Origin of the sequence: Terracoccus luteus (genome assembly GCF_003635045.1) — a bacterium.
Taxonomy (GTDB): domain Bacteria; phylum Actinomycetota; class Actinomycetes; order Actinomycetales; family Dermatophilaceae; genus Terracoccus; species Terracoccus luteus.
This window is the reverse complement of the sequence record NZ_RBXT01000001.1, coordinates 3916770-3938649: the sequence shown is the minus strand read 5'-3', so window position 1 is coordinate 3938649 and position 21880 is coordinate 3916770. Positions and strand designations below refer to the sequence as shown.

At 72.4% G+C, this 21880-nt stretch carries 17 protein-coding genes; 4 read left to right on the top strand and 13 right to left on the bottom strand.

Going from position 1 to position 21880, the window contains the following annotated elements; all coding sequences use genetic code 11:
- Positions 1–4: 4 nt before the first annotated feature.
- The 3 genes from modA to DFJ68_RS17670 all read right to left on the bottom strand — a co-directional run bounded on the left by modA (position 5) and on the right by DFJ68_RS17670 (position 2618).
- Positions 5–838, bottom strand: coding sequence for a molybdate ABC transporter substrate-binding protein (gene modA, locus DFJ68_RS17680; protein WP_121034864.1), 834 nt, complete (start codon positions 836–838; stop codon positions 5–7).
- Positions 835–1242 (bottom strand): TOBE domain-containing protein, encoded by a 408-nt coding sequence (locus DFJ68_RS17675; protein ID WP_121035503.1) that lies wholly within the window; start codon positions 1240–1242, stop codon positions 835–837. The genes modA and DFJ68_RS17675 overlap by 4 nt, the downstream gene beginning before the upstream one ends.
- A 182-nt stretch (positions 1243–1424) precedes the next feature.
- Positions 1425–2618, bottom strand: a complete 1194-nt coding sequence (locus DFJ68_RS17670) for a glycine C-acetyltransferase (RefSeq protein ID WP_121034863.1) — start codon at positions 2616–2618, stop codon at positions 1425–1427.
- Between the two features lie 112 nt (positions 2619–2730).
- Between DFJ68_RS17670 and DFJ68_RS17665 the strand changes: the two genes are divergently transcribed.
- Positions 2731–3258 (top strand): GNAT family N-acetyltransferase, encoded by a 528-nt coding sequence (locus DFJ68_RS17665; RefSeq protein ID WP_245963730.1) that lies wholly within the window; start codon positions 2731–2733, stop codon positions 3256–3258.
- Positions 3259–3304: 46 nt separating this feature from the next.
- Here DFJ68_RS17665 and DFJ68_RS17660 read toward each other — a convergent pair whose 3' ends face one another.
- The 8 genes from DFJ68_RS17660 to DFJ68_RS17625 all read right to left on the bottom strand — a co-directional run bounded on the left by DFJ68_RS17660 (position 3305) and on the right by DFJ68_RS17625 (position 13289).
- Positions 3305–4813 (bottom strand): S28 family serine protease, encoded by a 1509-nt coding sequence (locus DFJ68_RS17660; RefSeq protein WP_121034862.1) that lies wholly within the window; start codon positions 4811–4813, stop codon positions 3305–3307.
- Between the two features lie 150 nt (positions 4814–4963).
- Positions 4964–5896, bottom strand: a complete 933-nt coding sequence (locus DFJ68_RS17655) for an alpha/beta fold hydrolase (RefSeq protein WP_121034861.1) — start codon at positions 5894–5896, stop codon at positions 4964–4966.
- A gap of 76 nt (positions 5897–5972) precedes the next feature.
- Entirely contained in the window at positions 5973–6656 is a 684-nt protein-coding gene (locus DFJ68_RS17650) for an alpha/beta fold hydrolase (protein WP_121034860.1), read from the bottom strand.
- A gap of 6 nt (positions 6657–6662) precedes the next feature.
- Positions 6663–7700, bottom strand: coding sequence for an L-threonine 3-dehydrogenase (gene tdh / locus DFJ68_RS17645; protein ID WP_121034859.1), 1038 nt, complete (start codon positions 7698–7700; stop codon positions 6663–6665).
- Between the two features lie 52 nt (positions 7701–7752).
- The gene (locus DFJ68_RS17640; protein ID WP_121034858.1) at positions 7753–10032 is read right to left on the bottom strand and encodes an alpha-galactosidase; all 2280 of its coding nucleotides are present in this window, start codon (positions 10030–10032) and stop codon (positions 7753–7755) included.
- Positions 10033–10134: 102 nt separating this feature from the next.
- Positions 10135–11007 (bottom strand): carbohydrate ABC transporter permease, encoded by an 873-nt coding sequence (locus DFJ68_RS17635; protein WP_245963729.1) that lies wholly within the window; start codon positions 11005–11007, stop codon positions 10135–10137.
- Positions 11008–11009: 2 nt separating this feature from the next.
- Complete coding sequence (locus DFJ68_RS17630; RefSeq protein WP_121034857.1) at positions 11010–11897, bottom strand: carbohydrate ABC transporter permease; 888 nt, start codon at positions 11895–11897, stop codon at positions 11010–11012.
- Positions 11898–11936: 39 nt separating this feature from the next.
- Positions 11937–13289 (bottom strand): ABC transporter substrate-binding protein, encoded by a 1353-nt coding sequence (locus DFJ68_RS17625; protein ID WP_121034856.1) that lies wholly within the window; start codon positions 13287–13289, stop codon positions 11937–11939.
- A 339-nt stretch (positions 13290–13628) separates the two neighbouring features.
- On the opposite strand from DFJ68_RS17625, the gene DFJ68_RS17620 reads away from it, so the two are divergent.
- On the top strand, positions 13629–15620 hold the full coding sequence (locus DFJ68_RS17620) for a beta-galactosidase (protein ID WP_121034855.1): 1992 nt from the start codon (positions 13629–13631) through the stop codon (positions 15618–15620).
- Entirely contained in the window at positions 15620–16414 is a 795-nt protein-coding gene (locus DFJ68_RS17615; RefSeq protein WP_121034854.1) for a DeoR/GlpR family DNA-binding transcription regulator, read from the top strand. The genes DFJ68_RS17620 and DFJ68_RS17615 overlap by 1 nt, the downstream gene beginning before the upstream one ends.
- Positions 16415–16556: 142 nt before the next feature.
- Here the strand turns inward: DFJ68_RS17615 and DFJ68_RS17610 are convergent, their stop codons facing one another.
- Complete coding sequence (locus DFJ68_RS17610) at positions 16557–17177, bottom strand: superoxide dismutase (protein WP_121034853.1); 621 nt, start codon at positions 17175–17177, stop codon at positions 16557–16559.
- A gap of 339 nt (positions 17178–17516) precedes the next feature.
- On the opposite strand from DFJ68_RS17610, the gene DFJ68_RS17605 reads away from it, so the two are divergent.
- A complete protein-coding gene (locus DFJ68_RS17605; protein ID WP_121034852.1) occupies positions 17517–18272 on the top strand; it encodes a GNAT family N-acetyltransferase in 756 nt (251 codons plus the stop codon).
- A gap of 9 nt (positions 18273–18281) precedes the next feature.
- Here the strand turns inward: DFJ68_RS17605 and DFJ68_RS17600 are convergent, their stop codons facing one another.
- Positions 18282–21863 (bottom strand): DEAD/DEAH box helicase, encoded by a 3582-nt coding sequence (locus tag DFJ68_RS17600; RefSeq protein ID WP_121034851.1) that lies wholly within the window; start codon positions 21861–21863, stop codon positions 18282–18284.
- Positions 21864–21880: the final 17 nt, after the last annotated feature.

The following is a 21880-nucleotide window of genomic DNA, read 5'->3' as shown; positions in this document are numbered from 1 at the left end:
CCGGTCAGGGCTGGCCGAAGCCGGCGGCGGCGAGCACCTGCTGGCCCTGCGCGCCGGTGACGAGGGCGACGAACTCCTCGGCGAGAGAGACGTTCTGGCTGTCGGCGAGCGTCGCGATCGGGTAGCGGTTCACCGCCGCCGACGACTCGTCGAAGGTGACGCCCTCGACCGTGTCGCCGGCCGCCTCGACGTCGGTGACGTAGACGAGCCCGGCGTCGGCCTCGCCGCTGCTCACCTTGCCGAGGACGTCGGTGACCGACGACTCCTCGCTGACGGGCTTGATGTCGATTTCGGCCGTGGTCTCTACCTTCTGCGCGGCCGTGCCGCACGGGACCTCGGGCGCGCACAGCACGACCTTGACCGCCGGGTTCGCGAGGCTCTTCAGGTCGGTCACCCTGCCCGGGTTGCCCGGCGGCACGGCGATCTCGAGGGTGTTGGTGGCGAAGTCGACGGGGCTGCCCTCGACGAGCGAGTCGCCGGTGGCCTTGTCCATGTTCTTCGTGTCGGCCGAGGCGAAGACGTCGGCCGGCGCGCCCTGCTGCAGCTGCGTCACGAGGTCGGACGAGCCGGCGAAGCTGAAGGTGACCGTCGTGCCCGGGTGGCTCGCCTCGAAGTCCTGGCCCAGCTGCGTGAAGGTCTTCTTCAACGACGCGGCCGCGAAGACGGTGAGGGTGCCCGAGGCCGCCGACGTCGTACCGGATGCCGTGGAGCCGGCCGGCGCGCCCGCGCCCGGTTGCGTCGTGGTGGCGTCGGAGCCACAGCCGGCGGCAGTGGCCATCAGGGCGGCGGCACCCATGGCGGAAAGGGCGGTCCGGGACGTCGCGCGGTGGCGGGTCATGACACTCCTGCGGGCGTCTCGATGATGACCGTCGTCGACTTGACGACGGCGACGGCGACCGCGCCGACCTCGAGACCGAGGTCGCGCACCGCCTCGCTGCTCATGAGTGAGACGACCCGGTAGGGGCCGCACTGCAGCTCGACCTGCGCCATGACCGTGTCGGTGACGACGTCGGTGACGAGCCCGACGAAGCGGTTGCGGGCCGAGCGCTGCACGCCCGACGGGTCGGCCATCGGGGTGGCGGCGTGCTCCTTGGCGAACCGGGCCAGGTCGCGCCCGTCGATGACCTTGCGGTTGCTCGCGTCGGTCTCGGCGGGCAGCTGCCCGGCGTCGACCCACCGGCGAACGGTGTCGTCGCTGACGGCGAGGAACGCCGCGGCGTCACGGATCCTGATCTTCGGCACGGACAGCACCCTAGATCATCATCTACGGCTCCACCCGGCGATCACCACCGCATCCACGGGCCCGCCTTCCCCCGTCGAGAGAGCGCGTGAACCCCGTCGTGTGGGCACGGCGGGTGGTGCGGACCGGTGAGAGCCCCGCCCACCGGCATCCGACCGGCGCGTGACGCGGTGGACGGGTGCCGTCAGCCCACGGCGTCGCGCGCGGCGACGAAGGCGTCGACGCAGGCGCGCACGTCGGCCTCCGAGTGCGCGGCCGAGAGCTGCACGCGGATGCGGGCCTTGCCGCGCGGCACGACCGGGAAGCTGAAGGCGATGACGTAGACGCCGTTGCCGAGCATGTGCTCGGCGATCTGCGCGGCGCGACGGGCGCCGTCCTCACCCGGGAACATGACGGGGCGGATGGGGTGCGTGCCCGGCAGCAGCTCGAAGCCGGCCTCGGTCATGAGCCGGTGGAACAGCTCGGTGTTGGCCTTGAGGGTCTCGCGCTTGTCGGCCGAGCCCTCGACGAGGTCGAGCGCCGCCATCGAGCCGGCGGTGACGGCCGGCGCGACGGAGTTGCTGAAGAGGTAGGGGCGCGAGCGCTGGCGCAACAGGTCGACGACCTCACGGTGGCTCGCGACGTAGCCGCCCGACGCGCCGCCGAGGGCCTTGCCGAGGGTGCCCGTGAGGATGTCGACGCGGTCCATGACGCCGAACAGCTCGGGCGTGCCGCGCCCGCCGTCACCGACGAACCCGACGGCGTGCGAGTCGTCGACGAAGACCATCGCGCCGAACTCCTCTGCGATGTCGCAGATCTCGTCGAGCGGGGCGTACGAGCCGTCCATCGAGAACACGCCGTCGGTCACGACGACGACCCGCTTGGCCCCCGCCTCGCGCGCCGCCTCGAGCTGCACCCGGAGGTCGGCCATGTCGGCGTTCTTGTAGCGGAACCGCTTCGCCTTCGACAGCCGCACGCCGTCGATGATCGAGGCGTGGTTGAGCTCGTCGCTGACGATGGCGTCGTCGGCGCCGAAGAGCACCTCGAAGACACCGCCGTTGGCGTCGAAGCACGACGAGTAGAGGATCGTCGCCTCGGTGCCGAGGAACTCGCTCAGCTTGCTCTCGAGGGAGGTGTGCAGCGTCTGCGTCCCGCAGATGAAGCGCACCGACGCCATGCCGAAGCCCCACTCGTCGAGGGCCGCCTTGGACGCGTCCACGACCGCCGGCTCGTTGGCCAGGCCCAGGTAGTTGTTGGCGCAGAAGTTGAGCGCCGTGGCCTTGAGAGTCGTGACGTGCGCCGACTGCGGTGAGGTCAGCTCGCGCTCGTTCTTGTACAGGCCGGCATCCTCGATCTCCCGGAGCGTCGCGGCGAGTTCGTCCTTGACTGTGCCGTACATCGGGGTCCTCACGTTCGGGTGCTGGTGGCACCCACCAGCGTATGCCGGGGGTGACGACGTGGGAGAATCACCGTGAGCCTCGGTACGCGTCCTGCGTCCGAGGCTCTTGCGTATGACGACTCCCGACATCCCACCGCTCCAGCCGGCCGCCCTCGTGGCCCGCCGGGCCACCGCTGCCGACCACGACGTGATGCACCGCCTGTGGCAGCTGTTCCGACACGACCTCAGCGCCGTCACCGGCGCACTCCCGGGGTCTGACGGCCGGTACCGCACCGAGCGCCTCGACCGCGCCCTCGCGGGTGAGACCGGTTGGCAGGCGAGGCTGCTCGAGTCCGGGCCCCACCCGGTCGGGCTCGCCGTCGCCCGGGCGCTCGACGAGCCCGTCGCCGTCATCAGCAGCTTCTTCGTGGTGGCCGGCGCCCGACGAACGGGGGCGGGGCGCCGACTCGTGGGCAGCGTGGTCGCCACCCGACCGGGACGGTGGAGCGTCGCCCATCAGCAGCGCAACGCCGCCGCGGCCGCCTTCTGGCCGGCCGTGGCGGCGGGCCTCGACCCGGGGTGGACCTCTGAACGACGCCCCGTCCCGGGCCGGCCCGAGCTCCCGCCGGACACGTGGGTCACGTTCAGCGTGACCGGTTGAGAACGGGTGAGACCGGATGCCGGTGGGCCCGGCATCCGGTCCGCCCTCAGGGGGTGCGGCGCTGGGTCCATTCCGGGGCGTGGTCGAGCGCAGGCACCGACGACCACGAGCCGGCCGCGGCCGAGCGGGCGGACGCGTCGGCGGTGGCCACTCCCGCCCACTCGCGCACCTGCTGCACGGCGACGGCGCGCTCGGCCTCGGGCAGCTGCGAGATCGACGAGCCGTGGTTGCCACCGGGGACGTAGAAGCGGAAGCAGTCGCGGCGGGCGGCCGAGGCGGCGGGGCCGCAGTCGAAGGGCTCGGCGCTCCACGGGTCGTTCTCGCCGTAGACGTAGAGCATCTGCGTCGAGCGGTGCGAGGCCCAACGGTCGACGTCGGGCATGGCCGCGCGGTCGAAGCGGGGCAGCGGCTTGAGCTCGCGCGGCACGAACGTCTTGGCGACGTCGGCGCCCGGGAACTTCAGCAGGTCGCCGAGGCGGTTCTCGTACGGCTCGGGCGAGCCGAGCTGCGTCGCCGCCTGGTAGTAGTAGGGCGCGTAGTACGCGAGCGTCTGGTCGGAGTAGAACGTCAGCCCGGCGACGCCGTCGAGGAAGGCGTAGATCTCGTCGCGGGTGGCGGTGCGTGCGTCCGGCACCGAGCCGCAGGCTGACTCGGGCTGGTACTGCCAGAACGCGAAGTAGGTGTCGACGACCGCCGACTCGTACGCCTTCTCGAGACTGCCGACGGTCTTCCACGTCAGACCCTGCTCGGCGCTCACGGAACGCAAGGTGCGCAGGATGCCGTCGCGGGCGGGGCCGAGCGCGCGCCGCTGCACCGCCGTGATGGCGTCACGGCACGCGGGTTCGCCCACCTGCGAGAGGAACTCGTTGTAGACGTCCTTGGTGTCGACGACGTCGTTCGGCGCCACGTAGGGGACGCTGCCCTGCACGTCGTCCGGGTAGAAGCGCCGGTGGTAGGTCGCGGTCATGCCGCCCTTCGACCCGCCGGTCGTCAGCCAGCTCTGGTCGTAGACGGTCTTGAACGCCTCGATGATGTCGTGCTGGTCGGTGGCCGCCTGCCAGATCGTCAGCTGGGTCGGCCAGCTCGGCGACGCGGGGATCGAGGGGCTGAAGAACCGGTACTCCATGCTCAGCTGGTTGCCGTCGACGATCTGCGTCGGCTCGGCACGCCCGGGGCTCTGCGAGACGCCGTAGCCGCTTGTGTACATGACCGTGGGCCGGTCGGTTCCCTTGTGCAGCAGCGTCAGTCGCTGCTCGAAGGTGCCCTTGGCGGGGTCGCGGTGGTCGACCTGCTGGCGGAAGGAGATGAGGAAGAAGCGGTACCCGGCGGGCACGCTCCCCTCCGACACCGAGGTGACACCGGGGACGGCGCGGATGCGGTCGAGGATGTCGTCGGATGCCGTCACCCCCGCGGATGCCGACGTGCTGGCCGACGTGCTGGCCGGCGTGCCCGGCGAGGCGAGGGCGCCGCCGGCAGCGGGTCCGGTCACGGTGAGACCGGTGACGATCAGGGCGGCCGCGGAGAGTGAGGCGGCGGTTCGGGACAGGGCGGGCATCGGCAGGCCTCTCGGACGACGGCGACGGCAGGGCGAGCAGCGCGGCGGTGGCCGCGCACCGACGCTAACGCCGGTGCGCGGCCACCGCTCGCCGAAACCCGCTGCTGTCCCTGACTGCCCGCGGCCGCCGTCGCGGAGGCCGGTCGGTCGCTACCGCGTCGCCGTGCCGCGGCCGGCGAGGTCGAGCAGGTCGTCGAGCACGTCGCCCATGCGCATGAGCAGCGACACGTGCCCCTCGCCCTCGACGAGGTGGGCGCGGGTACCCGCGACGTGCGTCGCCAGCCACTGCGCGTGCGCGAACGGGACCATGAGGTCCTCGGTCCCCTGCCACACCGCGGTGGGGACGGTGACGTCGTGGAGGTCGAAGCCCCACGGCCGGGTGTGCGTCAGGTCGTCGTCCCGCCAGCCGACGATGCCCTGGGCCCCGGCGTGCCGGGAGGCGGCGGCGAGGTACTCGCCGAGCTCGCCCGTCATGGCGGCGCGGTCGACCGGGGGCAGCAGCCCGCCCAGCTCGCGGACGATGTCGTCCCCGGTCGCCTGGAGCACGGGTGTCCCGTGCTCCTCGAGGAAGGCGGTGAGGGCGTCGGCGCCCTGGGCCACGGCGGTGTACTCGGCCACGTTCTCCGGACCCATGCCGTCGAGCGGGTCGAGCCCCACGGCATCCGGCGGGGCGATGCCGACACCGGAGACCGCGGCGAGGCACCGGCCGGGCAGCAGCGCGGCGCAGGCCAGGGCACGGGGGCCGCCGCCCGACCAGCCGAGGGTCACGAACTCGCGGTGGCCGAGGGCGTCGAGCACCGTCGCGGTGTCGGCCGCGTCGTCGGCGACGGTGGCGGTGGTCGCGACGTCGGCGCGCGGGGTCGACCGCCCGTAGCCCGGCCGCGAGCACTGGACGACCCGCAGGCCGCGCTGCGTCGCCGGGCGCTCGAGGATGCCGAACGGCACCGCCGCCTGCGGGGTGCCGTGGTGGAAGACGAGAGGGAGCCCGTCCTCCGGCCCGGTGAGGAGGACCTCGAGCGTGCGTCCGTCCGGCGTCGTGACCAGGCGCGTCTCGTGGGTGTCAGGGGTGGTGGGGCCGGTCATCGGGTGCCTTTCGTGGCGGGGGTGGCGACGCGGGTGGTGCCCTCTCGACGGTGGCCGAGCGCCCTCTCGACGGGGGCTACGCGCCCTCTCGACGGGGGTCGTGGGGCGGGGGTTCGGTGTCGAGGAAGGCGTGCGTGAGGTCGGCGAGCGCGGTCGCCGACTCGGTGTTGAGCAGGGCACCGGCGCCGTCGAGCACCTGCACCTGCGCGCCGGACAGCTCCTTCGCGAGCGCCTGCGCGGCGACGACGCCGGCCTTGTCCTTCGAACCGGCCACGAGCAGCGTCGGCGCGGTCACCGACCGCAGCTCGGTCGTGCCGTCGAAGTCGCGCAGGCCGTCGAGCACGGCGAGCATGCGCGGCCGCGAGACGCCGGCGTCGACGAGGCGACTCTCGGGCACCAGCCGCAGGGCGAGCTTCTGCATACGCAGCGAGCCCCGCGACGGGCGGACGAGCGCGCCGCCGAGCACGAGGCGCCCGACGAGCTCGGGTCGCTGCACCGCGAGCCGCAGCGCCACGCTGGCCCCGACCGAGACGCCGACGAAGTCGGCCCGGCGCACGCCCTGCAGCTCGAGCTCGTCAGCGACGCCCGAGGCCGCGTCACCGAGGTCGAAGCCCACGGCATCCTTCGGCTTGAGGCCACGCAGCCACGGCGCCGACATCGGCCGCCCGGCGCCGTACGCGGTGACGAAGTCCTGCCACGCGATGGGTGACTGGCCGAGGCCGTGCAGCAGCACGAGCGGGCGCGGACGGGGGTCCGGCACCGCGCGTCAGCTCCAGTCCATGACGACTTTGCCGCACTGCCCGGAGCGGGCCGTCTCGAAGGCGTCGGCCCACTGCTCGGCCGGGAAGCGGTGCGTGATGACCTGCGTCACGGCGCTGCGCAGCCGCTCGGACGTCGCCACCATCTGCGACATCGCGTACCAGGTGTCGTACATCTCGCGGCCGTAGATGCCCTTGAGCGTGATCATGTGGGTGATGACCTTGCCCCAGTCGAGCTCGTAGCTCGCGTGCGGCAGCCCGAGCAACGCGATGCGGCCGCCGTGGTTCATGTTCTCGATCATGTCGGTGACGGCGGGCGCGGCCCCCGACATCTCGAGGCCGATGTCGAAACCCTCCTTGAGGCCGAGGTGGCGCTGGGCGTCGCCGAGGGTCTCGCGGGTGACGTTGACGGTGAGGTCGGCCCCGGCCTTCTCGGCGAGGGCCAGCCGGTAGTCGCTCGCGTCGCTGACGACGACGTAGCGCGCCCCGGCGTGCCGGGCGATGGCGGCGGCCATGACCCCGATCGGTCCGGCGCCGGTGATGACGACGTCCTCGCCGATGAGCGGCCACTGCAGCGCGGTGTGCGTCGCGTTGCCGAGCGGGTCGAAGACGGCGCCGAGGTCGGGGTCGAGGTCGGCGGGCTGCACCCACGCGTTCGTGGCCGGCACGACGACGTAGTCGGCGAAGGCTCCGTCGCGGTTGACGCCGACGCCCTTGGTGCGGATGCAGAGGTGGCGGCGACCCGCACGGCAGTTGCGGCAGCGGCCGCACACGACGTGCCCCTCGCCGGAGACCCGGTCGCCGACCTTGACGCCGACGACGGCGGGGCCGGCCTCGACGACCTCCCCGTAGAACTCATGGCCGATGACGAGCGGGGGCACGACCGTCGCGGCGGCCCAGTCGTCCCACCCGGCGAGGTGCAGGTCGGTCCCGCACAGCCCCGCGCGCAGCACCCGGACCTTGACGTCACGGGGGCCGCACTGCGGCTCGGGGCGGTCGACGAGCTCGAGGCCCGGTCCGGCGGTCAGCTTCGTCAGTGCGCGCACGGCGGCAGTCTGCCACCCCGAGGTGGGCGGCCGGTCCGGGGCCGCGCTCGGCTCAGTCGACGGCGCGCACGTCGAGCAGGTACCCCTGCGCCGGCGCGAGCACCGGGGCGTGCAGGCCCACGCCACCGAGCACCGACCCGGGGACCCGCACCCCGGCATCCGTGAGGGCGGCCTCCCACCACGGGGACGGGCGGTGCTCGACGAGCGCGGGGAGCCCGGCTTCGGGGCGCACGCGCACGACGTAGGTGCGCTCCGGGTCGAGGCCGGGCAGCGGGAGGGGTCCCGGCCGCGTCGAGGCCGACGAGACGAGCCGCGCGACGGTGAAGACGGCGCGGTCACGCTCGGGCGAGACCGTGCCCGTCAGCTGCAGGGCGTCGTCGGGCAGGTCGGCCCGCACGAGGTCGCCGGAGTGCAGCAGCCCGCGCAGCTCGCGCACGAGCCCGGTCCACGCGGTGAGCGCGGCGAGCTCGTCGTCGTCGCACGTCGTGATGTCCCACTCGAGACCCGCGTGGCCCTGCAGCGCCATGAGCAGGCGGAAGCCGAGGTCGACCGCGCGGTGCGTCGTGTGCGCGACGGGTCCGCCGACGTGGCTGCCCATGAGCTCGGCGGGCACGAGCAACGAGGTCCACCGCTGGATGCTCGCGCGCTCGAGGGCGTCGTTGCAGTCGCTCGTCCAGATGCGGTCGGTGCGCTCGAGCACGCCGAGGTCGACGCGCGCGCCGCCGCTGCTGCACGACTCGATCTCGAGTGCGGGATGCCGGTCGCGCAGCTCGTCGAGCAGGCGGTAGGCGGCGAGCGTGTGCGCGTGCACGGCCGGGGCGTCGACGCGCCGGCCCCACGGGGTGCTCGTCGTGTGCACCGCCTCGAGGAGGTCGCGGTTGTGGTCCCACTTGATGTAGTCGATGCCGTACTCGGCCACGAGGGCGCTGACCCGCTCGAGCAGCTGGCCGAACGCGCCCTCGTCGGTGAGGTCGAGCAGCTGCTGGTAGCGCCAGGTGCGGGGGTCGCCGTCGGCCGGCCGCAGCACCCACTCGGGGTGCACGCGCACGAGGTCGCTGTCAGCGTTGACCATCTCGGGCTCGAACCACAGCCCGAACTGCAGGCCGAGGCCCTTGACGTGGTCGACGAGCGGGCGCAGGCCCTCGGGCCACACGTCGCGCGAGACGACCCAGTCGCCGAGGCCCGCGCGGTCGTGGCGACGGCCGCCGAACCAGCCATCGTCGAGCACGTAGCGCTCGACGCCGATGCGCTTCGCCGTGTCGGCGAGCGCCGTCAGGTGGGCGAGGTCGGTCTCGAAGTAGACGGCCTCCCACGTGTTGAGCACCGTCGGTCGTTCGGATGCCGGGTGGCCCGGTCGCGCGCGCAGGCTGCGGTGCAGGCGCCGCGAGAGCCCGTCGAGACCGTCGGTGGCGTGGACGAAGACGACCGCCGGGGTGGTATACGACTCGCCGGGGGCGAGGCGGACCTCGCCCGGGGCGAGCAGCTCGCCGCCGCCGAGGACGGCGGAGAGCCGGCCGGCGCCCTCGGGCAGCGACTCGACGAGGTGCTCGTGGTTGCCGCTCCACGCGGTGTGCACGGCCCACACCTCGCCGCGGCGGAAGCCGAAGCCCTGCTCGCCCGCCACGAGCAGCAGCGTGGCGTCGTGACCGGTGCGGCCGCGGCGGCTGGCCCGCAGGTGGGTGCCGTGGTCGAGCCGGCTGCGCTGCGGCGAGCGCTCCCGGCACCAGCGGCCGGTGAGGTCGAGCACCTCGTCGGCGCGCGGGGGCAGCGGCAGCAGCGCCCGCAGGGCGGCGACGTCGAGCGGCGCCCCCTCGACGGTGGTGTCGGTGTCGGCGGCGGCCTCCGTCACGGCGTTCGTCACGGCATTGGTGACGGCATTGGTGACGGTGGCGTGCACGCGCAGCACGCCGAACGGGTCGAGGGCGTGGCGCAGCTCGAGGGTCAGGCCGCTCGTGCTCCGGGCACGGGTGACGAGGGTGCGGGTCTCGCCGTGGGGCGCGCCCTCGGTCTCGACCTCGCACGTCGCGTCGACCCAGCGCACCGCGGCCGCCCCGCCGTCACGGTGACCGGCCCAGCCGGGCGTGCCCTGCCAGCCGTCCGACTCCCCCGGCAGCAGCGTGAGGGGCCAGGGCGTGTCGAGCGAGCTCGGCGGCATCGGCTGTTCGGTGGCGAGCACGAGGGCGTCGTAGGCGGCCGCACCACCGGCGAGCGAGGCGCCCCAGTGCAGCACCTCCGGCAGGCCGGCATCCGCGTCGCCCTCGCCTCCGGGACGGGGCCGCACCACGAGGGCGGTGCCGGCCGACTCGACGACGACGGTTGCGCTGGGGCTCATCGCTCTCATTCTGGTGTGGTGGTGGGGCGGGTCGGGGCAGGGCGTGCACCGGACACGCCACGGCCGCGGGGGACGGTGGTCGCCCGCAGCCGTGGTCGGTGGTCAGCCCTTGGTGGCGCCGAGGGTCAGGCCCGCGACGAAGTGACGCTGGAGGACGAAGAAGATGACGAGCGTCGGCACGGCGACGATCATCGAGCCCGCGGCGACGAGGTTGTTGTCGGTGAAGAACTGGCCGCGCAGGTTGTTGAGCGAGCTCGTCACCGGGAACTTGTCGCCCTGCTGCAGCAGCACGGTGGCCCAGAAGAACTCGTTGTAGATCCACGTCGTCTGCAGCACCGCGAGCGCGGCCAGCGGCGGGCGGCACAGCGGCAGCGTGATGGTGAAGAACTGGCGCAGCACCCCGGCCCCGTCGATGACGGCCGACTCGTAGAGCTCGCGCGGGAGCGCCCGCATGTAGTTGCTCAGCACGAACGCGCAGAAGCCGGTCTGGAAGGCGACGTTGACGAGGATGAGGCCGAGGTGGCTGTTGAGCAGCGTGCCCGAGTCGCTGACCCAGAACGGCACCTCGATGGCGCGGAACATCCGGTAGACGGGGATGAGCAGCGCCTGCGGCGGCAGCAGGTTCGCGGCCATGAAGAGCCCGAGCAGGGCGATGTTGAACTTGAACGAGAACCGCGCGACGACGAAGGCGACGCAGCAGGAGAGGAACAGCGTGAGGATGACCGCGGGGATCGTGATGATCGCCGAGTTGGCGAAGTGCAGCCCGAAGTCGGCCTGCTCCCAGGCGTTCTTGTAGTTGTCGAAGGTGAATCCGCCGAAGGAGATGTAGCCGTTCTGCGCCGTGTAGGCGTAGTCGCGGAAGCTGTTGACGAGGGCGAGCAGCAGCGGGCCCAGGTAGACCAGCGAGACGACGGTGAGGAACACCGGCAGCAGCCAGCGGCGGCCGGAGCGGGGGGCGACGGCGAGGTCCGACACGGTCAGTCCTCCTTCATGACGATGCGGAGGTAGAAGAAGACGAGCACGCTCGAGATGAGCAGCATGATCGTCGCGAGGGCCGAGCCGAAGCCGATGCGGCTGGCCTCCCCGACGACGTTCTGCGTCACGAGGGTCGAGATGAGCTCGAGCCCGTTGCGGCCCTTGTTGATGACCCACACGAGGTCGAAGGCCCGCAGCGACTCGATGAAGGTGACGACGAGGACGATGACGTTGATCGGTCGCATGACCGGCAGGACGACCCGGAAGAAGGTCTGGCGCTCCGTGGCGCCGTCGACCTTGGCCGCCTCACGCAGCGACGGGTCGACGCCCTTGAGGCCGGCCAGGTACAGCAGCATGATGTAGCCGGAGTGGCGCCAGGTGGCCGCGACGAGCGCGGCCCACAGGTTGACGCTGGGGTCGCCGTACCAGTCGACGGTGCTGCCCGTGAGGGTGTTGATCAGGCCCTGGTCGCGCGAGTAGATGAGCTGCCAGATGAAGCCGACGAGGGCGAGCGAGAGCACGACCGGCAGGTAGATGCTCGTCTGGTAGAACTTCGTGCCCTTGACGCCGCGGTCGATGAGCACGGCGAGGAACATCCCGAGCGGCGTCGCGACGAAGAACATCACGGCGAGCCAGATGAGGTTGTGCTGGATCGCCGGCCAGAACGGCGGGTAGATCGTCGTGATGTCGCGGTAGTTCTGCAGACCGACCGTCTTGATGCCGGAGATCGGCCCGATCCCGTCCCAGTTGGTGAACGAGAGCAGGACCGAGCCGATCGCCGGGAGCCAGACGAGCCAGACCACCACGAGGGTGGGCACGACGACCATGAGGCCGACGATGACCTTGTCCCTGCCCGAGAGCTGGTTGATGCCTCTGTACGTGGTGGCCATGCCGCCGTCCGTTTCGCTCAGGTGCCGAGTGGCAGCCGGTCAGGACCCGAAGATGCTCTTCTTCTGGGCCTCGATGCTGTTGACGAGACCGTCGATGTCCTTGGGGTTCTTGAGGAACTGCTGGATCGCCGGGATCATCACGGTGCTGGCGAAGTCCGGGCGCGTGTCGCGGTCCATGAACTGCGCGATCGACTTGGCGCCCTTGACGAACTCGACCGTCTTCTTCTGCAGCGCCGTGTAGCTCGCCGTGTCGGCACCGTCGTTCGTCGCGATGACGCTCGGGTCGGCCTTGACGAGGATGTCCTGCGCCGGCGGGGAGGCGATGTAGGCGAGCAGCTTCTTGGCCGCGGCCTCGTTCTTCGGGCGCTTGCTCATCATCCAGCCGTCGATCGGGGCCTCGATGGCGTCGGTGCCGATGGTGCTGTCGATCTCCGGGAAGGTGAAGAAGTCGAGGTCGTCCTGCTCCGAGCCCTTCTCGAACTGCTGGGCGAGGAAGGAGCCGAGCACGTACATGCCGGACTTCTTCTGCTGGAGCGACTGGGCCGCCTCCTGCCAGGTGCGACCGAGCGGGTCGGCCTGGTGGATCGGGAGCAGGCCGGCCCAGGTGTCGAAGACCTTCTTGACCTTGTCGCTGGACCAGGACTCCTGACCCGCCATGAGCGAGACGTGGTAGTCGTAGCCGTTGATGCGCAGGTTGAGCTGGTCGAACGTGCCCATGCCGGGCCAGCCGTCCTTGTCGCCGAAGGCGATCGGGTCCAGGCCGTCCTTCTGCATCGTGGTGCCGAGGGCCTTGAGGTCGTCGAGGGTCTTGGGCACCTCGTAGCCGCGCTGCTCGAAGACGCTCTTGCGGTAGAAGACCGCCCACGGGTAGGTCGTGGCCGGGATGAAGTACTGCTTGCCGTCGTCGCCGGTCGAGCTCTTCTTCAGCGCGTCGCTCATGCCGGTGATGCCCGACCACACGTCGGAGACGTCGCCCGCGAGGTCCTTGCTCGCGAAGAAGCGCATGCGGTAGCCCGCGAACCACGTGAAGACGTCGTCGGGCGAGCCCTGCAGGTAGTTGTTGATGTTCTCCTGGAACGTGTTGTGGTCGACGGTGTTGATCTTGGCCGTCGTGCCGCTGTTCGCCTTCTGGAACGCGTCCATGAGCGACTGCACGGCCGCCTTCGGCACGGCGTCCGACTGGTTCGAGCCGACCGTGACGGTGCCGCTGACCGGACCGGTGGGGACGCCGCCGGAACCGGTGTCGCCGCCACCGCAGGCCGCGAGCGTGCCGGTGCCGAGGAGGGCGCCGATGCCGAGGGCACCGCGCAGGACGGTACGGCGGTCGACGCCGCGGACGGACGGGGGGACGAGGCTGGCGAGGTACTGCGCCTCGTTCTCGGGACGGGACATGGCAGGGTCTCCTTTGACGGCCGAGACCGGATGCGTGGGTGCCGAGACGCACACCGACGACCACAACCGGTCAGCAATGGACAGAGAATGACGGCAACGAACACGCGTGTCAAGCAAAAGCAACATCTCCCTCCTGTGCCCGGCACCACACCCGTCCGGGTGGGGTCCCGGCACCCCTGCCGCTGTGCGTCGCCTGAATCCCGCCTGTGGGCGGTGCTGCCCAGCCCGCGCACCCCTGACGAAGGCTGAGCCGAGACGTCGGCCACCGGCATCCCGACTCTGGTCGGATCTGTTCGATTCTGTTGACAGACGGGCGGCGAACCCACCACTCTTCACCCCATGCGTGAATGGCCGACGAAGACCCTCGCCCTCGGATGCGACTACAACCCCGAACAGTGGCCGCGGCCGGTGTGGGACGACGACGTCGCCCTCATGCAGCGCGCGAACGTCGCCTTCGTCAGTCTCGGGATCTTCTCGTGGAGCTGGCTCGAGCCGGCCAAGGGCGAGTACGACTTCGAGTGGCTCGACACCATCATGGACAAGCTGCACGCGGGCGGCATCGCGGTCGATCTCGCCACCGCGACGGCCACCCCTCCCCCGTGGCTGTCGGCGGCGCACCCCGAGATCCTTCCCGTCGACGTCGACGGCCACACGCTGTGGCCCGGCAGCCGGCAGACCTGGTGCCCCACCTCGCCCGTCTTCCGCGAGTACGCCCTGGCCCTGACCCGCCAGATGGCGACCCGGTACCACGACCACCCGGCCCTCGCGATGTGGCACGTCTCGAACGAGTACGCGTGCCACAACCTGCCCTGCTACTGCGACGAGTGCGCCCGGCACTTCCGCTCGTGGCTGCGCCGCCGGTACGACGGGCTGGAGACCCTCAACGAGGCCTGGGGCACGGCGTTCTGGAGCCAGCGCTACACCGACTGGGACCAGGTGCTGCCGCCGCGCCGGTCCACGACGTTCAACAACCCGACGCACGTGCTCGACTACAAGCGCTTCTCGTCCGACTCCCTGCTCGACTTCATGCGCGCCGAGCGCGCCGTCATCACCGAGCTCTCCCCCGGGGTGCCCGTGACGACGAACTTCATGACGCTGCAGCACTTCCGGCACCTCGACTACGCGCAGTGGACCGAGACCGTCGACGTCGTCAGCACCGACCACTACATCGTCGACGCCCTGCCTCACCCGCGCGCCGAGCTCGCCTTCAGCGGCGACGTCACGCGCGGTCTCGCCGGCGGGGCGCCGTGGATGCTCATGGAGCACTCGACGAGCGCGGTCAACTGGCAGCCGACCAACCACGCCAAGGCCTTCGGCCAGACGCTGCGCGACGCCGTCGCCCACGTCGCCCGGGGTGCCGACACCGTCGCGTGGTTCCAGTGGCGGCAGTCGCGCGCCGGCTCGGAGAAGTTCCACAGCGCGCTCGTCCCCCACGCCGGCCCCGAGAGCGCACGCTTCCGCGAGGTCGAGCAGCTCGGCGCCCTGGCCGGACGGCTCGGTGAGCTCGTCGGCAGCCGGGTCGAGTCACGGGTCGCGGTGCTGCACGACTACCAGGCCATCTGGGCCGCGGAGGGCCCGTGCATGCCGTCGTCCGAGCTCGACCCGCTCGAGGCCGCCCACGCCGTGCACCGGGCGCTGCACGCCCGCGGCGTCACGTGCGACGTCGTGCACCCCGGCACCGACCTGGAGCAGTACGACGTCATCGTGGTGCCCCAGCTCTACCTCGTCACCGACGAGCACGCGGATGCCGTCGCCGCTGCGGCCCGTCGCGGCGCGCAGGTCGTCGTGACCTACTTCTCCGGCATCAGCGACGAGAACGACCACGTGCGCCTCGGCGGCTACCCGGGCGCCTTCCGCGACCTGCTCGGCGTGCGCGTCGAGGAGTTCTTCCCGCTCGGCCCGGTCGAGACCGTCGCGCTCGAAAGCGGCACCGGCACGTGGTGGAGCGAGCACGTCGAGCTGACCGGGGCCGAGGTGGTCGAGACCTACACGTCCGGCCCGCTGACGGGCCGGCCGGCCGTCACCCGCAACGCGGTCGGTGACGGAACCGCCTGGTACGTCAGCACGTTGCCCGACGACGACCGGCTCGGGGCCCTGCTCGACGGTGTGCTCGAGGCGGCGCAGGTGCGCCCGGTCGTCGACGCCCTCCCGACGGGCGTCGAGGTCACCCGGCGCGTCGCCGACGACCGGGCCTGGCTCTTCGTGCTCAACCACACCGACGAGACGCAGTCGGTCTCGCTCCCCGCGGGGTTCGACCTCGTGCGCGAGGTGCCGGTGACGGCATCCGTCGACCTGCCCGCCGGCGAGGTCCTCGTCGTCCGGGAGGACTAGTGCTCGCCAGCCAGCGACGCTCCGTCATCCTCGACATCGTCGAGGACCACGGGGCGGTCAAGGTCTCCGAGCTCGTCGAGCGGCTCGGCGTCTCGGACATGACCGTGCGCCGGGACATCGAGCGGCTGTCCTCCGAGGGCCGGCTGCAGCGAGTTCACGGCGGTGCGCTCGCCGTCGGCTCGGAGCGGGCGAGCGACGAGCCGGGCTTCTCGGCGAAGTCGAAGCTGCAGCAGGCGCAGAAGCGGGCCATCGCCCGCGCGGCCGCCGAGCGGGTCGAGCCCGGCATCGCCATCGGCATCTCGGCGGGGACGACGACGTACGAGCTCGCCGTGGCGGTGGCCGACGTGCCGCAGCTGACGGTGGTGACCAACTCGGTTCCCGTCGCCCAGCTGCTGCACGACACCGGGGCACCGGGCCAGACCGTCGTGCTGACCGGTGGGGTCCGTACACCGAGCGACGCCCTCGTCGGGCCGGTCGCGGTCGGCTCGCTGCGCTCGTTGCACGTCGACCTGCTCTTCCTCGGCGCCCACGGGGTCGACGGTCGTGCGGGCCTGACGACACCGAACCTCGTCGAGGCCGAGACGAACCGGGCCCTCGTCGGGACCGCCCGCCAGGTGTGCCTGCTCGCCGACTCCTCGAAGTGGGGGAACGTCGGGCTGAGCACCTTCGCCGACCTGGCGGAGGTCGACCTGCTCGTCACCGACGACGCCCTGTCGTCGCGCGGCCGGGTCGCCGCTGCCGAGCTCGTGGGCTCGCTCGAGCTGGTGCACGTCGACGAGGCGGAGCGCGCCTGACCGTGCCGGCAGCGTGACCTCGGCGTGCCAGCGGGGCTTCAGCACAGGAGCGGCCGACCCCGCCGGGGTCGGCCGCTCCTGTGATGCGGGACGCCGCTGGACGGCATCCGTGGGTGGGCGCCGTCGGCGCTCCGTGCGGTGCTCAGGCGGGGATGATGAGCCCGGCCGTCGCCTTGGCGCGCTCGAGACGCGCGGCGACGTCCTGCCAGTTGACGACGTTCCACCAGGCCTTGACGTAGTCGGCCTTGACGTTCTCGTACTGGAGGTAGAAGGCGTGCTCCCACATGTCGAGCTGCAGCAGCGGGATCTGGCCGACGGGGATGTTCCCCTGCTGGTCGAAGAGCTGCATGATGTGCGGGCGGGCGGCGATGGTGTCCCACGCCAGGATCGACCAGCCGGAGCCCTGGATGGCGTTGGCGTTGGCGTCGAAGTGCGCCTTGAACTTCTCGAAGCCGCCGAAGTACTCCTCGATCGCGGCCTTGACCTCGCCCTCGGGCTCACCGCCACCGTCGGGGCTCATGTTCTTCCAGAACACCGAGTGGTTGGTGTGACCGCCGAGGTGGAAGGCGAGGTTCTTCTCGACGCCGTTGACGGCGGCGAAGTCGCCCGACTCACGAAGCTCCTCCAGCTTGGCCACCGCGGCGTTGGCGCCGTCGACGTAGGCCTTGTGGTGCTTGCTGTGGTGCAGCTCCATGATGCGGGCGCTGATGTGGGGCTCGAGGGCCGCGTAGTCGTAGTCGAGCTCGGGCAGGGTGTAAGCCACGTGTCGTTCCTCTCTGGGGACCAATCCGGCTCGTCCCACTCTAGGACGCGTGCGTTCGCGTCGGGCAGGGTGCCCGCGGGGGTCGGGTGGAGCCGGTCGGGCACGTCACTCGTACCCGCTGCCACCAGCATCCGAGCTCACGCGGGCTTGAGGTCAAGCCGACAGGGGCCGGGCCCGATCGTCCGGAACCCCGCCACGGCTGGGAAAGGAGCAGGTCCGGTCCAGAACCCCGCCACGGCTGGGAAAGGAGCGGCCGCTCACGGGCCCAACCGTCCGGAACCCCGCCGCGGCTGGGAAAAGAGCAGGCGCGGGGCGACCGCCCACCCCGAGACTGTCCGCATGCTCAGCCTCGAGGAGATCTTCCCCCCGTTCGCCCTGCGCGTGGCCTGCGGCCCGGTCGAGCTGCGCGTGCTGCGTGACGACGACGTGCCCGAGCTCGTCGAGCTCGTGCGCGGTGGCGTGACGGACCCGGCGCTGCCGATGCCGTTCCTGCAGGCGTGGCACGAGGAGCCGTTCACCCCCGGTGCCCCCGACGGCTTCCCGACGTCCTCGCTGCGCTGGTGGTGGACGCAGCGGGCGACGTGCAGCCCCGAGGAGTGGCGCCTGGCCCTGACGGTCCGCCGCGACGGTGTGCTCGTCGGCATGCAGGACCTCCACGCCGTCGCCTTCCCCCAGCGGCGCTCGGTGCTCACCGGCTCGTGGCTGGGCCGCGCCCACCACGGCGTCGGCACCGGCACGCTGATGCGCCGGCTGGCCGTCGTGCTCGCCCTCGACGAGCTCGGCGCCGCCCAGTGCGAGTCGGGCTACATCGTCGGCAACCACGCCTCGGCCGCCGTGAGCCGCAAGGTCGGCTACCGCGAGAACGGGCGGCACCGCGTCGTGCAGCGCTCGGCCGCCGGGGCGGTCGGCGCCGACGAGCAGCGGGTCGTCGTCACCCGCGACACCGTCGTGCGGCCGGGTGAGCCCGTCACCGTCGAGGGCGCCGCCGTGCTGCGCCGCTTCCTCGGCGTCGACGACCTCCCCCACGCCGCGGCCAGCGTCGACAGCCACACCGACGGCCACGACGTCAGCGACGTCAGCGACGACGCCGGCTGACCGCCCCCGTCAGGGCAGCCCGAGCAGGTCGCGCACGTCGGCGGCCGTGATCGCGCCCGACAGCGACCCACCCTCGTCGACGACGCGCTCGAAGAGGTCGCGCTTGCGCTCCTGGAGCGCGACGACCTTCTCCTCGATCGTGCCGGCCGAGACGAGCCGGTACACCGTGACGGGCCGGCTCTGCCCGATGCGGTGGGTGCGGTCGATGGCCTGCGACTCGGCGGCCGGGTTCCACCACGGGTCGAGCACGAAGACGTAGTCGGCCTCGGTGAGGGTCAGGCCGAAGCCACCGGCCTTGAGGCTGATGAGGAAGGCGGGGGCGTCGCCGCCCTTGAAATCGTCGACGACGCGCTGCCGGTCGGTCGTCGATCCGTCGAGGTAGGAGTGCCGGATGCCGGCCGCGTCGAGGGCGCGCGCCACCACCGCGAGGAAGCCCGTGAACTGGCTGAAGACGAGGGCCCGGTGGCCCTCGGCCGCGAGCTCGCGCAGGTGGTCGACGAGCAGCTCGACCTTCGCGGCGGTCGCCCGACCCGCGTACGTCTCCGACACGAGTGCGGGGTCGAGCGCGAGCTGCCGCAGCCGCGTCAGGGAGGCGAGGATCGCGACCCGGTTGGCGTCGGGGTCCTCGAGCAGCCCGAGCACGCGCTGGCGCTCGCGCTGCAGGTGCTGGTCGTAGACGTGCTGGTGCACGGGGTGCAGGGCGACCGGCATGACCTGCACCTGCTTCGGGGGCAGGTCGAGGGCGACCTGGGCCTTGGTGCGACGCAGCATGAGGGGGCGGATGCGCCGGCGCAGCAGGTCGAGCAGCTCGGGCCGGTCCCCCGACTCGATGGGTCGCCGGTAGTTCTTCGTGAACTGGTCGGGCCTGGGGTAGAGGCCGGGAGCCGTGAGCGAGAGCAGCGACCAGAGGTCCATGAGGGAGTTCTCGAGGGGCGTGCCCGTCACCGCAAGCGTGAAGGGCACGTCGAGCTTGCGGGCGGCGATGTGGGTCTTGGCCTGCCGGTTCTTGACGAACTGCGCCTCGTCGAGCACGACCCCCGACCACGGCAGCGACTGGAACTGCGCGTCGTCGAGCCGCAGCACGGCGTAGGAGGTGATGACCACCTCGGCGCCCGCGACGGCATCCTCGATCGTCGTGCCGCGCTTGCGCGAGGTGGCCGCGAGGGTGGCGACGGACAGGTGCGGCGCGAACATGGCCAGCTCGGAGACCCACGTCCCGACGACGCTCGTCGGTGCCACGACGAGCACCGGCCCCCGGTCGCCGCCGAGGTCGCCGCGCTCGTGCGCCCGGGCGAGGGTGGCGATGACCTGCAGCGTCTTGCCCAGGCCCATGTCGTCGGCGAGGATGCCGCCGAGCCGGGCGTCCCACAGCCGCGAGAGCCAGCGGAACCCGTCGAGCTGGTACGGGCGCAGCGTGGCGCGCACGGTGTCGGGCACGACCGGCTGCTCGGGCGCGGTGCCGTCGAGCGCCTCGACGGTGGCCGCCCACCGGGCGCTCTGCCGGTCGACGACACCGAGCGAGACGAGCTCGTCCCAGAGGTCGGCGTGGTGCGGGCTGAGGCGCAGCTCAGTCGAGTCGGGGTCGGCGATCTCGCGCGCCTCGCCGATGAGCGAGCGAAGCCGGGTCAGCTCGGGGCGGTCGAGGCGGAACCACGTGCCCGACTCGAGCAGCATGATCTCGTCACCGCGGGCGAGGGCGGCGAAGAGCGGCTCGAAGGGCACCTCCTCACCCTCGACCTCGACCGAGACGTGCAGGTCGAACCAGTCGGTGCGCTCGGCGTCGGGGTCGCGGTCGCCACGGCCGCCCACGCCGGGGACGGGAACGTCGTCGGCGCCGACCCCGAGCCGCACGACCGGCGCGCTCGTCACCTCGTCGTAGGCCGGGAACACGCCGTCGAACTCGACGGTGACGTGCTCGTCGTCCTCCATCGCGCTGAGGTGCTCGGCGACGAACGTCGTGGCCCGGATGCCGGTGAGCACGACCTGCGAGACGAGGTGCACCCCGCCGGAGGCGTCGGTGCGCGTGGCTCCGGGGACGGCCTGCACCGACGTCGCCCCGGCGACGGCCGCCGCCTCGGCCGCCCGGTCGCGGTCGCCACCGCCGAAGCGGGCCGTGCTGAAGCGCCGCGCCTCGCCGTCGTAGGCGTACCCGAGGTCGAGGCGCACCTCGCCGGGCACGTCGGCCGCGATGCGCACGTGCACCGTGACGGCCGCGCCACCCGTCTCGGCGTCGGCCTCGCCGCCCGCACCGTCGGCGCCACCCGCCGGCGTCTGCGACACCGGCAGCGGCACGTCGCTGCGCAGCCGCACCCGCTCGCGCAGCCCCGGCACGGTCGTGCGCAGGAACGTCGCCCGCTCGCCGGCCGGGACGCGCAGCCCCGCCAGCGCCTGGGTGAAGGCGCGGGGGTCGAGGCCGAGCTGCTGCTCGACGGGCACGAAGACGACGTCGCCCGCCTCCCGCTCGAGGGCGAGCGCGTGGACGGGGTCGCCCAGCGCGACGAGCTCGTCGGACCGCGGCCCCTGCCCCTCGTCCAGGGCCCCGAGGCCCGGGGGGAGCTCGACGTCGAGGCGCACCACGAGGTCGCCGCTGCCGTCGTCGGCGCGCAGCAGGGCCATCGACAGCGTGGCGGGCTCGTCGGCCACCGTGACCGGCCCGGCGACGCCGTGACCGGGCAGCAGCTCGACGCCGGCCTCGCGGGCCTCCCTCAGCAGCGGCCACACCTCGGCGCTCGCGTCGAGGGCGAGCGGCGGCGACTGGGTGAAGTACGTCGTGCCCCCCGACCCGTGTCGGGCGGCGTCGCGCAGGCGGGTGAAGAGGCGCTCGTGCTCGGGCAGCAGCCGGATGCCGGCCCGCCACTGCGGCAGCGCCTCGTGCCACGACAGGCTCTGGTGCCAGGCCCCCGTGCGGGTCAGTCGGGTCGGCCGCAGCCCGTAGCTGAGGTCGGCCTGGTCGCGCAGCCCTCCGGGTGCGCGGTAGATCGTGTCGACGTACAGCGCGCCGGGCATGAGGTCGCCGCGCGGCTGCGGCACCGGCAGGGTCGGCTGGCTCGTCGTCGCCCTCGGTCGCACGTGACCGAGCACGTCGGACCAGTGCACCGTGGATGCCGGTCGGCGGGCTCGCGCGCCCGCGTCGGCGCCCCCGAGGGCGGCGGCGTCACCGGCAGCCGAGGTGCCACCGGCGTCGGTCGCACCCGGACCGGCCGCGGCCCCGGCGCCCGCCTCCGCCGCTGCGTCGGCGGACGGGTCGAGCGACGGGTCGACGCCCTGCGCGACGTCGCGGGCCGTGAGCAGCAGGGCGACGGCGTGCTTGCAGTCGGAGGCGACGGGGCAGCTGCACCGGGCCCACCAGTCGATGCCGCGGGCGCGCCGCTCGGCGCTCGTCGACTCGACGATGACCTGGTAGGTGTCGGAGCGCGACCCCGAGACGGTGCCGAGCAGCATCCGGCCCTCGGGTCGCGAGGCGATGGAACGCACCCGGCGCTGGGCGGCGTAGGCCTGGCCGCGTTCGAACGTGCGGGAGCCGACCTGCTGCTCGATCGAGCTGTCGCTCAGGTCACCGACCCACGTCGCCCGCCCGACGCTCCACGCCATGACCTCAACTGTAGGTG

Bases quoted from the DNA above. Each gene is read 5' to 3' on its own strand.
- DFJ68_RS17660 (WP_121034862.1), bottom strand. From the start codon at position 4,813: ATGCCCGCCCTGTCCCGAACCGCCGCCTCACTCTCCGCGGCCGCCCTG.
- DFJ68_RS17630 (WP_121034857.1), bottom strand. From the start codon at position 11,897: ATGGCCACCACGTACAGAGGCATCAACCAGCTCTCGGGCAGGGACAAG.
- DFJ68_RS17640 (WP_121034858.1), bottom strand. From the start codon at position 10,032: ATGAGCCCCAGCGCAACCGTCGTCGTCGAGTCGGCCGGCACCGCCCTC.
- DFJ68_RS17665 (WP_245963730.1), top strand. From the start codon at position 2,731: ATGACGACTCCCGACATCCCACCGCTCCAGCCGGCCGCCCTCGTGGCC.
- DFJ68_RS17620 (WP_121034855.1), top strand. From the start codon at position 13,629: ATGCGTGAATGGCCGACGAAGACCCTCGCCCTCGGATGCGACTACAAC.
- DFJ68_RS17605 (WP_121034852.1), top strand. From the start codon at position 17,517: ATGCTCAGCCTCGAGGAGATCTTCCCCCCGTTCGCCCTGCGCGTGGCC.
- modA (WP_121034864.1), bottom strand. From the start codon at position 838: ATGACCCGCCACCGCGCGACGTCCCGGACCGCCCTTTCCGCCATGGGT.
- DFJ68_RS17600 (WP_121034851.1), bottom strand. From the start codon at position 21,863: ATGGCGTGGAGCGTCGGGCGGGCGACGTGGGTCGGTGACCTGAGCGAC.
- DFJ68_RS17670 (WP_121034863.1), bottom strand. From the start codon at position 2,618: ATGTACGGCACAGTCAAGGACGAACTCGCCGCGACGCTCCGGGAGATC.
- DFJ68_RS17625 (WP_121034856.1), bottom strand. From the start codon at position 13,289: ATGTCCCGTCCCGAGAACGAGGCGCAGTACCTCGCCAGCCTCGTCCCC.
- DFJ68_RS17655 (WP_121034861.1), bottom strand. From the start codon at position 5,896: ATGACCGGCCCCACCACCCCTGACACCCACGAGACGCGCCTGGTCACG.